Consider the following 13247-nt stretch of genomic DNA (forward strand, 5'->3'; position numbering starts at 1 on the left):
CAGTTTGAAATATTTTTTTCCGTCGTTATCTGTGCCTTCTATAACGTTCTTATATAGAGCGGTGGCTGCTGTTTCTTCTCCGAGCTCAATTAGGCGATCTACAATGACTCTGAGCAATATTGTAAGGGTGGTAAGCATTTGTTGGCCGTCAACGATCAAATACTCAGGCTTTGAGTCCTCTCCTACTAAAACGATGCATCCTATAAAATATTCTTCGTTGGTTATTTTTTTTCCGGAAGTTGTTTTTATTTGTTGCGCGACATCATCCCAGAATTCTTCTACTTCCTCGCTCTCCCATGAGTACTCCCGCTGGAAGCGAGGGACAATATATTTTTTGTTTGGGGAAAAAATCTCATTTACTGATCTCGTTTCGGCGTTCAATTCCATGGTTGTTATGTCTTATGCCAAGGTTGGTTGATTATGAGCTAGGTCAGCGCTTTTCATGTTTAACGTGCACAAAAATAGAGAGTGATAGACTGCGTTTGATTCTTCTATCGGTCCCTGTTTCGAAGTTAGCAATAAAAAATTACCGAATCAACGTTTCTTAAAGATGAGGCGAATTTATTTTGTAGAACCAGTGCTTTGTGTAAATGGTTCACGGTCCGGAAATCTACCCTGTCTGTCCAGCGACAAGTATTGCGGATGGCAATGAATGATTACCCTCGTCATCTGAGCTTGGTAGCTAGCCCTTCCGCCACCGTGGCTGAGTTGTGAAAGGTCCGCTTTGTTTAAAAAAATTGCCACCACGAACGAAACCCTACACAACCTTGCGCCACCCCCTACACCTAAGACAGAATCCGCCGGCTTGTGCGTCTACCCCGTGGCTTTTATCGTTCTCGGGTCACTGAAAACCAGTGATCGGGTTTGGTAGCCCGTGTGTTAGATGTACAGCGTCATCGTCCCCGGTCGTGCTTTCGGCCGGGGTCTATGGTGGTCATGTACAGGGCGTCTTCGGGCGCGCCGGCTCCTAACACCCGGTCTACCAACCTGTTCATGGCCGCCACCCTTCGTTTGGTAGCGAAAGGGTGAAGCCTTCACTAAAAGTGTTAGGAGTTTCATCCATGTTCAAACCAACACCCAACCCACCAGAAACCGATCCAGTTTCCCCCTACAAATTCCCCGATTCACGAACCCTGAACGAAGCCGCCGAGCGCGCCCTCGATCACTACCTCACCCCACAGCAACGGATCATGGGCAGCCACACCCAACATGACCCGATGTACTTCGCCAACCCGGCCTACGACACCGAATCCCTGCTCGCCAATGCCAGCGAATCATTGGGATCGGCCTCCGAAATGCTCAACAACTTCGCCGCCACCCTGGAACCCGCCCACCGCAAAACCGCCATCGGCATTGCGCAGTTGGTGATGTTGGGGTCTTTGGCGGTGAATCAGGCGCTGGATAACGTCGAGCCGAAGTAGGTTCGGGCAACCCTCTGCGGTGGAGGGTTGATCGTCAGGCGTGGGTTCAACCTGAACCCACGCTGAAAACCCTGCAAGTTTCATCTTCCCGCCACCCGCGCCGGCCTACGATCCCTCCACAAGATCCCGATCCCACCCGAGCGCCACACACCATGAACAATCCACTCAAAGCGCTGTTGATCGTCGCCACTGTCTCGGTTCTAAGCGCCTGTTCCGGCTCCGGTGGTTTGACCACCACCAGTTGTTTCTCCAGCGACTGTCAGTCGCCGGAAGCGCGTAACGTGAATACGTTGAAGTTCGGCGGGAGCAATATCGGTAACAGTTTCAACCAGTACAGCTCCGGCCTGATGCATGACGACTGAGGGTTACTGGGCCGCGGGCACGGCGATCCATTCGCTCAGGACTTTCTGGTATTTGCCGGTGACTTTGCTCAGGTGCAGCCACTGGTCGACGTAGAGTTTCCAGCTGATGTCGTCGCGTGGCAGCAGGTAGGCTTTTTCGCCGTATTGCATGAACTGGCTCGGGTTGACGGCGCACAGGCCGGGTTTGAGTTTTTGCTGATAGAGGGCTTCGGAGGCGTCGGTGATCATCACGTCGGCCTTGTTGTCGAGCAGTTGTTCGAAGATGGTCACGTTGTCGTGCAGCGCCAACTGCGCCTTGGGCAGGAAGGCGTGGACGAAGGCTTCGTTGGTGCCGCCGGCGGGTTCGACCAGGCGCACGTTCGGTTGGTTGATCTGCTCGATGGTCTGGTATTTGGACTGGTCGGCGCAGCGCACCAGCGGGATCTTGCCGTCGACGTCGAGGGTGTTGCTGAAGAAGGCTTTTTTCTGGCGTTCGAGGGTTACCGAGATGCCGCCGACGCCGATGTCGCATTTGCCGGCCTGCATGTCCGGCATCAGGGTTTTCCAGGTGGTCTGTACCCATTCGACTTTGACGCCGAGGCTGTCGGCCAGGGATTGCGCCATGGCGATGTCGATGCCTTCGAATCCGCCGTCCGGGCGTTTGAAGGTGTAGGGCTTGTAGTCACCGGTGGTGCAGACGCGCAACTGGCCTTGTTGCTGAATGGTGTCGAGGTGCGAGGCCGGTTCTTGTGCCTGGGCGGCGCTGGCCATGGCCAGCAGGCCGCAGAAGATCATCGTGCTTTTTGGAATTGTCATGGAGATCGGGCTTGTGCAGTGGAGGTGCGGGCCAGTGTAGTGAATGGGTTTGCCGGGTGTCATCCCGGCTCCGGGCTCAACGTGCCCAGCCACGCCACCAGTCCCACGATCAACAGCGCAATCACCAGCTCCGACGCCACGCTGCGGCGCAGGGCATTGGCCGCCACTTGATGCTGCCCGGCGCGCAACGATTGTTCGAGCAACGGCCCGAGGTGGAAGCGGTTCAACGCGGCCAGCACCAACATGCCTCCGAACAACACAACCTTGATCGCCAGCAGAATCCCGTAGGTGCCGAGCAGGACTTCGCCCAGTGTCGGGCCGACGATGAACAGGTAATTCGCCACGCCGGTGACCGAGAGGATGAGCACAATCGCCGCGCCGACGCCTTCGAAGCGTTTGACGGAATCCGCCAGCGAACGAATGCGCGCCTCGCTGCACAGTGCGTCGAGCCGCGCCATCAAGATCAACGCGAGCATCGCGCCCAGCCACGCACCCGCCGCGAGCAGGTGCAGGATGTCGCTGAGCAGATGCCACGCGTTATCCATCGCGCCGTGTCCGCTCCAGGCCAGGGAGGCGAGGGCGACGGTGCCGGCCATCGATGCCAGCCACAATCCGGGCCAGATCATCACGACGATCAGCGCAATCATCCGCAGCGTCCACGCCAGCCCGACGTCGGTTTCCAGCACCATCATTTGCAGGTGCGGCCACAGCGCCGCGAATTCCGTTTCGCCACTCATGGCGCGGGTCATCAGCACCAGTCCCGCCACTGACAGCAATGCCCCGATCAACGCCATCCCGCGCAGCATCGGCCGAAACCGCAGCACTGCGTCAACGCTGTACAGCCCGAACAACGCCAGCCCGAACAACAGCAGCAAATCCACATACAACGCCAGACGCAGGAGGATGTTGATCAGTTCAGCCATCGCTCACTTCACTTTGAACGTGACGTTGCCGGTGATCGGGTGCGTGTCCGACGACACTGCGCGCCATTCGACCTTGTAAGTGCCGGCCGGCAAGGGCGCGAGCGGGGTGACCAGCATGGTTTTCGGGTCGCTGCCGGCGCTGACTTTGGCCTTCATCGGCATCGGCGAGTGGGCCATGCCGGGCATTTCGGTCATGACCAGTTTGGCGCCGGAGAACTGGGTCAACAGATCCTCCGAAAACCGCAGTTCGATCTTGCCGGGCGCCGCGCCGTCGGCACCTTCGGCCGGGGTCGACGACAGCAGTTTCGGATGGGCCTGGGCCAGGGTGCTCAGGAGCAAACCGCTGGCGAGGACGAGGGAGATTTTCAATGTGCGCATACAAGACCTCGGTGTTGTTTTTTGAAGGGATTCAGAACCACAGCCGCACGCCGAGGACGAGTCGCGCTTCGCTGCGATCCTCGCCTTCTTCCCGTGCGTAATCGGCGGTGCGGCCGTAGGTACGGTTCCAGGTCACGCCGATGTAGGGCGCGAATTCGCGGCGGATTTCATAGCGCAGGCGCAGCCCGGCTTCGGTGTTCGCGAGGCCCGAGCCGATCCCGCGTTGCGGGTCGTTTTTGCCGTAGACGTTGAGTTCGGCGGTCGGCTGCAGGATCAGGCGATTGGTCAGCAGGATGTCGTAGTCGCCCTCCAGCCGCACCGCGCTCTGGCCGTTTTCGCCGATGAAGGCCGTGGCTTCGGCTTCGAAGTTGTACAACGCCATGCCTTGCAGGCCGAACGCGGCCCAGGTTTGCGGAGCGCCGGGTTTGAAGTCCTGACGCACGCCGCTGACCACGTCCCACCACGGCGAAACCGCGTGGCCCCACAGCGCCTGGATTTCCGCGTCTTCGGTCTTGCCGTTGCTGCGTTCGCCCTCGGAGCGCAGCCACAGCCGATCGATGTCGCCGCCGATCCAGCCGGACAAATCCCAGGCCAGGGTGCTGGCGTCGTCGGCGTCCTGCCATTCAAGTTTGTCGGCGAGGAAGTAAGTGTTGATGGCGCTGTCGTGGACTTGGTGTCCGGCGTGGCTGGTGAACACAGCGGCGCGGTCGGCGTCGGTCAGTGCCGGGATCGGCGTGCGGCTTTCGGTCGGCGCGGCGGGCTGCATCATGCCGTCGTCCATGCTTTGCATGCCGGTCATTTGACTGTGATCCATGCCCTGCATGTCGCTGGCGGCGAACGCCGGAGCCATCGACAGGAGTGACAACGAAAACGCGGCAAATCGAGTCATGGTCGGCGTCCTCATTCTTCCACCCGCACTTCGCGGAACATGCCCATTTCCATGTGGTACAGGAGATGGCAGTGATAGGCCCAACGGCCAAGCGCATCGGCAGTCACGCGGTAGCTGCGGCGGGTGCCGGGCGGCATGTCGATGGTGTGTTTGCGCACCTGGAAATTGCCGTTTTCGTCTTCCAGATCGCTCCACATGCCGTGCAGGTGAATGGGGTGGGTCATCATCGTGTCGTTGACCAGTACCAGGCGGATACGCTCGCCGTATTTGAGGCGCAGCGGCTCGGCGTCGGAGAACTTGATGCCGTTGAACGACCAGGCGAATTTCTCCATGTGGCCGGTGAGATGCAGTTCGATGGTGCGGCTCGGATCGCGGCCATCCGGGTCTTCGAACGTGCTGCGCAGGTCGGCGTAGGTCAGCACGCGACGCCCGTTGTTGCGCAGGCCGAGGCCGGGGTCGTCGAGTTTCGGCGCGGTGGTCATGGCTTGCATGTCCACCAGCGGGTTGTCCTTTTCGCTGTCGGGGTGCGCCTGCATCGGGCCCATGTTCATGCTTGAGTGATCCATGCCGCTCATGTCCATCGAACCATGATTCATGCCGCCCATGCCCATGTCGTCCATGGTCACCAGCGGCCGCGGGTCCGGCGCCGGCACCGGGGCCGACAAACCGGCGCGGGCGGCGAGGGTGCCTCGGGCGTAACCGGTGCGATCCATGGCCTGGGCGAACAGGGTGTAGGCGTCGGCGGCGGGTTCGACGATCACGTCATAGGTTTCCGCCACGGCGATGCGCAACTCGTCGACGCTGACCGGTTTGACGTGCAGGCCGTCGGCGGCGACCACGGTCATTTTCAATCCGGGGATGCGCACGTCGAAGTAGCTCATGGCCGAGCCGTTGATCAGCCGCAGACGCAATTTTTCGCCGGGGCGGAACAGGCCGGTCCAGTTGTCATCCGGGGCGTGGCCGTTCATCAGGAAGGTGTACGTGGCGCCGCTGACGTCGGCGATGTCGGTGGGGTTCATCTTCATCTGCGCCCACATCGTGCGATCGGCAACGGTGGCGCCCCAGCCTTTTTCGCCGACATCGTGGATGAAATCGCCGACGGTGCGCTTGTGGAAGTTGTAGTAGTCGGACTGTTTTTTCAGGGTCTTCATCAGGCTGGCCGGGTCTTCGTCGGTCCAGTCGCTGAGCATCACCACGTAGTCGCGGTCGTACTGGAAGGGCTCCGGTTCCCGGGCGTCGATCACCAACGGCCCGTAGACCCCGGCCTGCTCCTGCAAGCCGGAATGGCTGTGATACCAGTAGGTGCCGTGCTGGCGAACCTTGAACTGGTAGACATACACGCCACCCGGCTCGATGCCCTTGAAACTCAGGCCCGGCACGCCGTCCATGTTGGCCGGCAGCAGAATGCCGTGCCAGTGAATCGAGGTGCTGTCCTTGAGCCGGTTACGCACCCGCAGCGTCACGGTATCGCCTTCGCGCCAGCGCAGCAGCGGGCCGGGCAGGCTGCCGTTGATGGTCTGGGCGGTGCGGTGCTGGCCGGTGAAGTTGACCGGGGTTTCGCCGATGAACAGCTCGAAGGCGGTGCCGCTTAACTCGTTCACCTGGCCGGGGCTATTCAAGGCCCAGACCGGCGTGCGCCACAGGCCGAGGCCGCCGAGCAGACTGCCGGCGGCGAGGCCTTTGACGAAGGTGCGTCTTGAGGTGGTGGAAGGCATGCGCTTGAAGTCCCCGTTTGACCAATGACGGGGAGGCTAACCAGCGGCAGCTTTCAGCTGGCTGAGGGGCGGATTACAGTTGTGTCAGGTTCGGCCTACAAACCGAGTCCTTCCTGGACTACCAGCAGCAGGTTGTTTTCCGTCAACGCAATCGCATCCAGCTGTTGCCCGGTTTCGAGCGTCTGCAACCACCAATGGCTTTCACCGTGCTCATCGACCGTGCGCAGCAGCGATGCTTCGCGCCCCGGCAGGACGATTTGCACGCGCCCTGCGCCGTCTTCGGTGAAGCGGGCGATGGGGTCGAATGTCAGGCTGTGGTGGTTGGCTTCGATGATCAACTGGTCGATGGCGTAGTCGTGGGTCTCGCCATCCGGCGAACTTTCGCAAACATGGGTAGGATTGCGCCGAATCTTCAGGCCTACCTCGGTCACCGGTTGCAACCAGCCCTCGATGCGGTGATACAAGGCGTAGACCTGAGCCGGCCAGCAATCGATCTCCAGTTCAGCGCAGGTGATTTCGTCAGCATGGGTGTGCCGGGTTTGTTTGAGTTTCGCGGCGAGTTCGTCTGCTTTACTCATGTCGGTTCCCTGTGTTGAGTTCAACAACATCGTAGTCCTTTCAAAGTAATGCAGGTTTTGCCCTGCGTCATGCGCCTGCAACACAAGCGTGACTCAATCAGCCCCTGACCACGTGACGGTCAGACCACAGAAACCACGGACGCACGCGTCCCAAGGAACGGGAACATGAAAAAGCTTTTTACAATTATGGCGCTGATTGCGCTGACGGTCGGTAGCGTCAGCCTGAGTTCGGCGCGCCAGTCGTCTGCCAGCAAGGCGGAATCGGTGGCGGGGGTATTCGATTACTACCTGCTGACGTTGTCCTGGTCGCCGACCTTTTGCCTGACCCACAAGGACGACCCGCAATGCACCGGCAAGGGTTACGGTTTTGTCCTGCATGGCCTCTGGCCGCAATACGCCAAGGGCGGCTGGCCGGAGTCCTGCCCGCCGCTGACTAACCTGTCGGCCGCCGAAACGGCCAAAGGCCTGACGCTGTTCCCGACCAAAAAACTCCTTGACCACGAATGGAGCAAACACGGCACCTGCAGCGGCCTCGGCGCGATGGGCTATCTGGACGAAGCGGACAAAGCGGTGGGCGCGGTGAAAATCCCGCAAGAGTTGCAACCGTTCAGTAGCTCTTATTACTTCGAAGCGCAGGAAATTGCCGATCTGTTCCGCAAGAGCAATCCGGGCATCCCGTCAGACGGTATCGCCGTGATCTGCAACGGCCCGGAACTCTCGGAAGTGCGCGTGTGCATGGGCAAGGACCTGCAATTCGGCGCCTGCGGCAAGGGCGTGAAAACCCAGTGCCGGGCGGGGGATATTCGAGTACCGCCGTCGCGATAACGCAATCGGTTACTGGCCATAAAAAACAGGCGCCTTTTCAGGCGCCTGTTTTTTTGCGTGCGGGTTTGAACAACGCCGCGACTTTGTTCATGCTTGCGCGCCAATGGATGATGACGCGACACCGCAAGGAGCTTTTCATGAGCGGAAAACCCGCTGCCCGAGTGACCGACCCGACGGCCTGCCCGTTGCCGGGGCATGGCACCAGCGGTAAGAAAACCTTATTGCTTCTTCTATTGACCATCTTGTGTTCAGCCTGCGCTAAAAACCATACGGTCCAGCCTGCAAATCTCAATTTTCTGACGATAGAGAGAAAACCCAGCAGCCTGTATTACGAAATTTACTACGGCTCTGATGTAAATCTTTTGGATCTGTTTGGGAGAGGAATGAGGGAAGGCGCCGCTTCGACAATGTTGGAGTGTGCACTGGGTGACGATCAGGACTTCTCTATCACTAACCGATTCAGGTATTCGGCGTACGGACTGATTGATGTAGATGAGACCAACAAAGCCGGCGGGAAATACAACTACGTGACGAGTGCAACTTTAAGGCATACCGTAAATAACGGTTCAACTCAGGAATTTCTTTCAATTCAGGAGTTGAATGGCCTGTTGTCCGGAAAGCTCCAGGTTCCCTGCAAAGTCGTCATTACCGCCTGGGGCTACAAACCCTACTACTCAAACACCATGAACCTCCCGGTCGCCGACCTGGTGCGCGAAGTCAACAAGCCCTGAGCTCAGCGCCATTTGGGGGGATCAAGCAAATCCCCCCGCATCCACCCCCAGTTCTCCCCGCAAAAACTCTACCAACCCCCGCTGCAATCCACTCAACACCCCTTCGCGACTGACCAGCGCCAGTTCCGTCGGTGGCAGCGGCGGCAAGTCCGTGCACATCCGATGCTCCGGCAACACCGCCGACGCCGGCAGCACCGAAACCCCGAGCCCGGAGGCGACCGCCGCCTGAATGCCGGTCAGGCTGTGGCTGCCGAAGGCCACGCGCCAGGGGCGTTGCGCCACGTCGAGCAGGCGGATTGCCCGTTGCCGGTAAAGGCAACCCTGGGGAAACAATGCCAGCGGCAGCACGCCAGTGGAGGCATCGAATTCCACGCCTTTGACCCAAACCAGTCGTTCCGGCCAGGTCGCCCAGGCGGGGCCGCTGTCGGGTTCGCGTTTGATCAGGGCGATGTCGATTTCGCGGCTGTCGAGGCGTTGCCTCAGGTCGAGGCTCATGCCGCTGACGGTTTCCAGCCGCGCTTGCGGGTGGCTGCGGGTGAAGCCGGCGAGGATCAGCGCCATGCGTCGGGCGTCGAAGTCTTCCGGCATGCCGATGCGCAGGATTTCCAGATCCAGATCGCTGGCCAAGGCTTCGCTGGCCTCAGCGGACAAGGCCAGTAATCGACGGGCGTAGTGGATCAGCAGTTCGCCGTGCTCGGTGACGCTGACGTTCAACCCGGTGCGGTCGCGCAACAGCAGGGCGTGACCGACCAGGTCTTCCAGTTTGCGTACCTGTTGGCTGACCGTGGATTGGGTGCGGTGGACGCGTTCGGCGGCGCGCGTGAAGCTGCCTTCATCGACCACGCAGACGAAGGTTTTCAGCAGTTCCAGATCCAGCATGGCGGCGGCCTCGATATTTGTTTGGCAACTGACGGTCGGCTATTTATTTAATTTCACACTATCACCCCGAGTTCATAAGCTGAAGCCCTCACTTGCAGAGGAATGCCCCCATGACCTTGATCAACACACCGCGCCCGCAATGGCTGACCTTCGATTGCTACGGCACCTTGATTCAATGGGACGAAGGCCTGCGCGCCGTGGCCGAGCGGATCCTCAGCGAGAAGGGCGAGCACCGGGTCGACGCCGGGCGCCTGATCGAGGTTTACGACCGCCACGAACATCGCCTGGAACAGACGCCGCCGCACCGCTCGTTTCGAGAACTCAGCACTCTCGGCCTGCAACTGGCCCTGGAAGAACTGGGCCTGGCGAGTGCCAGCGAAGACAGTCAGCGCCTGGCCGCCGCGATTCCGCAGATGCCGCCGTTTCCCGAAGTCGTCGAGACACTCGCGCAGCTCAAGGCCAAGGGTTTCAAGCTGTGCATCGTCTCCAACACCGATGACGACATCATCGCCGGCAACGTCGCTCAACTCGGCGGCCACATCGACCGGTTGATCACCGCGCAACAGGCCGGCGCCTACAAACCGGCGCCGAGGCTGTTCGACTACGCTCATGAGCAATTGGGCGTCAGCCGCGATCAGGTGGTGCACATCTGCGCCAGCCCGATGCTCGATCACACGGCTGCCCGCGACATGCATTTTCGCTGTGTATGGATCGACCGCGGCACCGGTCGTCAGTTGCTGCCGGACTATCGGCCCGACGCGATCCTCAACACGCTGGACGAAGTGCTGCCGCTGTTCGCGTCCCTTGGCTGGTCATAAAGGAGTTTCGCCATGGCCCATACCCTGACCGGCAGCGCCCGACCCACGCGTTGCGCCTCGTTGAACCTCGACAGCGAAGCCATCATCACTGCTCGCCAAGAGCTGGCGGCGTGCTTTCAACTGGCGGCGCTGCACGGGCTGGAGGAGGGGATCTGTAATCACTTTTCGGCGATGTTGCCGGGCCACGATGACCTGTTTCTGGTCAATCCGTACGGCCATGCGTTTTCCGAAGTGACCGCGCACAACCTGCTGATCTGCGACTTCGCCGGCAACGTGGTGGACGGCGAGGGTCAGCCGGAAGCGACCGCTTTCTATATTCACGCGCGCCTGCACCATCGGCTGCCCCGAGTGAAGGTCGCGTTCCATACCCACATGCCGAACGCGACGGCGTTGTGCCTGCTGGAGGGGCCACCGCTGTTATGGCTGAGTCAGACCGCGCTGAAGTTCTACGGGCGCACGGCAGTGGACGAGCATTACAACGGGCTGGCGCTGGATGAGCGCGAAGGCGACCGGATTGCCGGGGTGATGGGCGAGGCCGACATTCTGTTCCTGAAAAATCACGGGGTGATTGTCGCGGCGCCGACCATCGCCGAAGCCTGGGACGACCTGTATTACCTGGAACGTGCCGCGAGAGTGCAACTATTGGCAATGGCCACGCAACGGGTGTTGAAACCGGTACCGCACGCGGTTGCGCAACGGGCGTACGAGCAGATGCGCGAGGGCGATCCGGAAAGTGCGCGGGCGCATCTGCACAGTGCGATGCGGCGGTTGGCGAGCCTGGGGTAAAAGCGAGGAAAACGGGCAGGCAAAAATAATTCGCGCCGCAGGTCATCCAATTGCCCTGCGCGCCGATAGCAACTGGGTCGGGATCGTAGCGGGGGCACTTGGTTGCCCCACACAACCCGGTGGGCTACGCTCACGAAAACAAGGGTTTCGGGCTTTTGCCCCTGTCGTACCTGCCCAGGACACGCTTTTGCCTATCCCCATTCACGATCCGAACCAAGCCCCCGGCGGCACCCTCAAGCGTTTGCCCCTGCGCAAGGCGGCGGTGTTGTTCATAGTGGCTGTGTGTCTGAGCCTGTCCGGCCTGTTGTATTTGCAGATCGAACAGTCGCGGCGCCAGGATCTGGCCAACGCACAGGTGTCGTCGGCCAACCTGACCCGGGCCATGGCACAGCAGGCTGAAGACACTTTTCTGGCAGCGGATCTGGTGTTGACCAGCCTGGTCGACTGGGTTCAGGACGATGGTTATGGCGCGGCGCAGAAGCCACGTTTGCAGAAAACCCTCGCGTGGCGGGTGCAGCAACTCGAGCAGTTGCACGGCATGTTTCTGTTCGACCGCGAAGGGCAGTGGGTGATTACCTCATTCGCGGATCTGCCGCGCGGCAATGGCGTGGCGGATCGCGAGTACTTCAAGTTTCACCAGCAGAACGTGTCGGGTGTGGCGCACATCGGCCCGGCGATCCGCAGCCGCGAAAACGGCGAGTGGATCATCCCGATCTCGAAACGGGTCAACGACCGCGCCGGCAATTTCCAGGGCGTGTTGCTGGCCGGGATCAAGATGTCGTACTTCGACAAGTTCTTCAAAAGCTTCAGCCTGGACGACAACGGCACCATGTTCCTCGGCCTGACCGACGGCACCTTGCTCGCCCGGCGGCCGTTCGACGAGAGCCTGATCGGCACCTCGCTGGCCAAGGGCGAGATCTACCAGAAGTTGCTGCCCAATGCGTCCGCCGGCACCGCGATGATCGATTCGGTGGTCGACGGTGTGACGCGCCTTTATGGCTATCGGCAGCTGGAAAGCTACCCGTTGGTGGTCGCGGCGTCTTCGTCCCGGGACACGATCCTCCAGGGCTGGTATGACCGGGCGTTCCAGTCCAGCGTCATCGTGGCGCTGGTGATGCTCGGCGTGGGGCTGTTTGGCTGGGTGTTCATTCATCAGGTGCGCGATGGCGAGCGGATCGAGAAAAACCTGCGCAAGGCCCAGCGGACGCTGGAGCAGATCGCCACCCACGACAGCCTGACCGGGCTGGCCAACCGGCGTCTGTTCGAGCGCTCGCTGGAGGTGGAGTTTGCCCGGGGCGCGCGGCAGTCGAGCCCGGTGAGCCTGATCATGCTCGATATCGATTTCTTCAAAAGCTACAACGATGCCTACGGCCACGTGGCCGGCGACCATTGCCTGACGCAGGTCGCGCAGGTGGTGAAGAACTGCTGCCAGCGCAAGTCCGATCTGGCGGTGCGCTATGGCGGGGAAGAGTTCGCGGTGTTGCTGCCGGATACCGACATCAATGGCGCACTGGCGATTGCCGGGCAGATCCGCCGCAGCGTCATGGACAAACACATCACCCACAGCGGCTCGCCCACCGGTTATCTAACGGTGAGCCTGGGCTGCTACTCGTTTATTCCGCTGGGCAACGACAGCCCGGAGCTGTTCATCCAGCGCGCCGATGCGGCGCTGTATCAGGCCAAAAACGCCGGCCGCAATCGTGCGGCCGTGTTATCGATGGACGTCGGCTTCGGCGAATTGCTGCGCTCGGATCGCTGACAAGAAAACAATCGGGTTCAGACACAGGCCATGGCGTTTACCACGGCCTGCTCTTGTTCGTTCAGCCGCCAGTGCCACCGCCGGCACCGCCCGTGCCGCCACCGGCCGAACCGGTGCCACCTCCCGCGCCTGAGCCCGAACCGCTGGCGCCGCCGTTGGTGCCGGTGCCGCCCCCCGCGCCGCTGCCGCCGGACGGCGAGCCCGGCGTGTTATCGGGCGGCATTTGTGAGCTATTGGTGGAGCCGGATTTGGTGCCCGTGGCATCGGCGCCGTCGTTGGCGGCGAATGTCACGGCTGAGCCCGTGGCCAGCAGGCCGATCAACAACAGCGAGGTGAGTTTGCGCGTCATCATGGTCTGTCTCCGGAAAGGGGATCTACCTGATATTGG

General features: G+C 60.7%; 16 protein-coding genes. 7 read left to right on the plus strand and 9 right to left on the minus strand.

Annotated features, from left to right (window positions below):
* On the minus strand, positions 1 to 387 hold a 387-nt coding region (locus EIY71_RS26390; protein WP_134023704.1), incomplete at its 3' end, for a DUF262 domain-containing protein.
* A gap of 674 nt (positions 388 to 1061) precedes the next feature.
* Here EIY71_RS26390 and EIY71_RS26395 point away from each other — a divergent pair.
* Together EIY71_RS26395 and EIY71_RS26400 are read left to right on the plus strand one after the other, a co-directional pair.
* Entirely contained in the window at positions 1062 to 1421 is a 360-nt protein-coding gene (locus EIY71_RS26395; protein WP_007955862.1) for a DUF6124 family protein, read from the plus strand.
* 152 nt (positions 1422 to 1573) lie between these two features.
* Positions 1574 to 1783 (plus strand): hypothetical protein, encoded by a 210-nt coding sequence (locus EIY71_RS26400; protein ID WP_064380963.1) that lies wholly within the window; start codon positions 1574 to 1576, stop codon positions 1781 to 1783.
* Positions 1784 to 1786: 3 nt separating this feature from the next.
* Here the strand turns inward: EIY71_RS26400 and EIY71_RS26405 are convergent, their stop codons facing one another.
* From EIY71_RS26405 to EIY71_RS26430, 6 genes are all read right to left on the minus strand, one after another.
* On the minus strand, positions 1787 to 2578 hold the full coding sequence (locus tag EIY71_RS26405; RefSeq protein WP_178083796.1) for a transporter substrate-binding domain-containing protein: 792 nt from the start codon (positions 2576 to 2578) through the stop codon (positions 1787 to 1789).
* A gap of 59 nt (positions 2579 to 2637) precedes the next feature.
* Positions 2638 to 3501, minus strand: coding sequence for a copper homeostasis membrane protein CopD (gene copD, locus EIY71_RS26410; RefSeq protein ID WP_134023708.1), 864 nt, complete (start codon positions 3499 to 3501; stop codon positions 2638 to 2640).
* 3 nt (positions 3502 to 3504) lie between these two features.
* On the minus strand, positions 3505 to 3879 hold the full coding sequence (copC, locus tag EIY71_RS26415; RefSeq protein WP_011335143.1) for a copper homeostasis periplasmic binding protein CopC: 375 nt from the start codon (positions 3877 to 3879) through the stop codon (positions 3505 to 3507).
* 31 nt (positions 3880 to 3910) lie between these two features.
* The gene (locus tag EIY71_RS26420; RefSeq protein ID WP_134023710.1) at positions 3911 to 4768 is read right to left on the minus strand and encodes a copper resistance protein B; all 858 of its coding nucleotides are present in this window, start codon (positions 4766 to 4768) and stop codon (positions 3911 to 3913) included.
* An 11-nt stretch (positions 4769 to 4779) separates the two neighbouring features.
* Positions 4780 to 6483 carry a copper resistance system multicopper oxidase gene (locus EIY71_RS26425; RefSeq protein ID WP_134023712.1) on the minus strand — a complete coding sequence of 568 codons (1704 nt, stop codon included), beginning with the start codon at positions 6481 to 6483 and terminating at the stop codon, positions 4780 to 4782.
* A gap of 95 nt (positions 6484 to 6578) precedes the next feature.
* The gene (locus tag EIY71_RS26430; protein WP_041475362.1) at positions 6579 to 7061 is read right to left on the minus strand and encodes a hypothetical protein; all 483 of its coding nucleotides are present in this window, start codon (positions 7059 to 7061) and stop codon (positions 6579 to 6581) included.
* A 165-nt stretch (positions 7062 to 7226) separates the two neighbouring features.
* Here EIY71_RS26430 and EIY71_RS26435 point away from each other — a divergent pair, with 165 nt between their 5' ends.
* Together EIY71_RS26435 and EIY71_RS26440 are read left to right on the plus strand one after the other, a co-directional pair.
* Complete coding sequence (locus EIY71_RS26435; RefSeq protein WP_134023714.1) at positions 7227 to 7886, plus strand: ribonuclease T2; 660 nt, start codon at positions 7227 to 7229, stop codon at positions 7884 to 7886.
* 137 nt (positions 7887 to 8023) lie between these two features.
* Complete coding sequence (locus EIY71_RS26440) at positions 8024 to 8617, plus strand: hypothetical protein (RefSeq protein ID WP_256661107.1); 594 nt, start codon at positions 8024 to 8026, stop codon at positions 8615 to 8617.
* A gap of 21 nt (positions 8618 to 8638) precedes the next feature.
* On the opposite strand, the gene EIY71_RS26445 is transcribed toward EIY71_RS26440, so the two are convergent.
* Positions 8639 to 9496, minus strand: a complete 858-nt coding sequence (locus EIY71_RS26445; RefSeq protein ID WP_134023715.1) for a LysR substrate-binding domain-containing protein — start codon at positions 9494 to 9496, stop codon at positions 8639 to 8641.
* A gap of 110 nt (positions 9497 to 9606) precedes the next feature.
* Between EIY71_RS26445 and EIY71_RS26450 the strand changes: the two genes are divergently transcribed.
* The 3 genes from EIY71_RS26450 to EIY71_RS26460 all read left to right on the plus strand — a co-directional run bounded on the left by EIY71_RS26450 (position 9607) and on the right by EIY71_RS26460 (position 12859).
* Positions 9607 to 10314, plus strand: coding sequence for a haloacid dehalogenase type II (locus EIY71_RS26450; protein WP_134023717.1), 708 nt, complete (start codon positions 9607 to 9609; stop codon positions 10312 to 10314).
* 12 nt (positions 10315 to 10326) lie between these two features.
* Positions 10327 to 11100: an aldolase gene (locus tag EIY71_RS26455; RefSeq protein WP_134023719.1), complete on the plus strand. Its 774-nt coding sequence runs from the start codon at positions 10327 to 10329 to the stop codon at positions 11098 to 11100.
* Between the two features lie 187 nt (positions 11101 to 11287).
* Positions 11288 to 12859, plus strand: a complete 1572-nt coding sequence (locus EIY71_RS26460; RefSeq protein ID WP_134023721.1) for a GGDEF domain-containing protein — start codon at positions 11288 to 11290, stop codon at positions 12857 to 12859.
* 61 nt (positions 12860 to 12920) lie between these two features.
* Here the strand turns inward: EIY71_RS26460 and EIY71_RS26465 are convergent, their stop codons facing one another.
* Positions 12921 to 13211, minus strand: a complete 291-nt coding sequence (locus EIY71_RS26465; RefSeq protein WP_134023723.1) for a hypothetical protein — start codon at positions 13209 to 13211, stop codon at positions 12921 to 12923.
* Between the last annotated feature and the right edge of the window lie 36 nt (positions 13212 to 13247).

The organism is Pseudomonas sp. CH235 (genome assembly GCF_004368175.1).
Taxonomy (GTDB): domain Bacteria; phylum Pseudomonadota; class Gammaproteobacteria; order Pseudomonadales; family Pseudomonadaceae; genus Aquipseudomonas; species Aquipseudomonas paraglycinae.

Coding starts and splice junctions, on each gene's coding strand:
- EIY71_RS26395 (WP_007955862.1), top strand. CDS start 1,062: ATGTTCAAACCAACACCCAACCCACCAGAAACCGATCCAGTTTCCCCC.
- EIY71_RS26400 (WP_064380963.1), top strand. CDS start 1,574: ATGAACAATCCACTCAAAGCGCTGTTGATCGTCGCCACTGTCTCGGTT.
- EIY71_RS26405 (WP_178083796.1), bottom strand. CDS start 2,578: ATGACAATTCCAAAAAGCACGATGATCTTCTGCGGCCTGCTGGCCATG.
- copD (WP_134023708.1), bottom strand. CDS start 3,501: ATGGCTGAACTGATCAACATCCTCCTGCGTCTGGCGTTGTATGTGGAT.
- copC (WP_011335143.1), bottom strand. CDS start 3,879: ATGCGCACATTGAAAATCTCCCTCGTCCTCGCCAGCGGTTTGCTCCTG.
- EIY71_RS26420 (WP_134023710.1), bottom strand. CDS start 4,768: ATGACTCGATTTGCCGCGTTTTCGTTGTCACTCCTGTCGATGGCTCCG.
- EIY71_RS26425 (WP_134023712.1), bottom strand. CDS start 6,483: ATGCCTTCCACCACCTCAAGACGCACCTTCGTCAAAGGCCTCGCCGCC.
- EIY71_RS26430 (WP_041475362.1), bottom strand. CDS start 7,061: ATGAGTAAAGCAGACGAACTCGCCGCGAAACTCAAACAAACCCGGCAC.
- EIY71_RS26435 (WP_134023714.1), top strand. CDS start 7,227: ATGAAAAAGCTTTTTACAATTATGGCGCTGATTGCGCTGACGGTCGGT.
- EIY71_RS26440 (WP_256661107.1), top strand. CDS start 8,024: ATGAGCGGAAAACCCGCTGCCCGAGTGACCGACCCGACGGCCTGCCCG.
- EIY71_RS26445 (WP_134023715.1), bottom strand. CDS start 9,496: ATGCTGGATCTGGAACTGCTGAAAACCTTCGTCTGCGTGGTCGATGAA.
- EIY71_RS26450 (WP_134023717.1), top strand. CDS start 9,607: ATGACCTTGATCAACACACCGCGCCCGCAATGGCTGACCTTCGATTGC.
- EIY71_RS26455 (WP_134023719.1), top strand. CDS start 10,327: ATGGCCCATACCCTGACCGGCAGCGCCCGACCCACGCGTTGCGCCTCG.
- EIY71_RS26465 (WP_134023723.1), bottom strand. CDS start 13,211: ATGATGACGCGCAAACTCACCTCGCTGTTGTTGATCGGCCTGCTGGCC.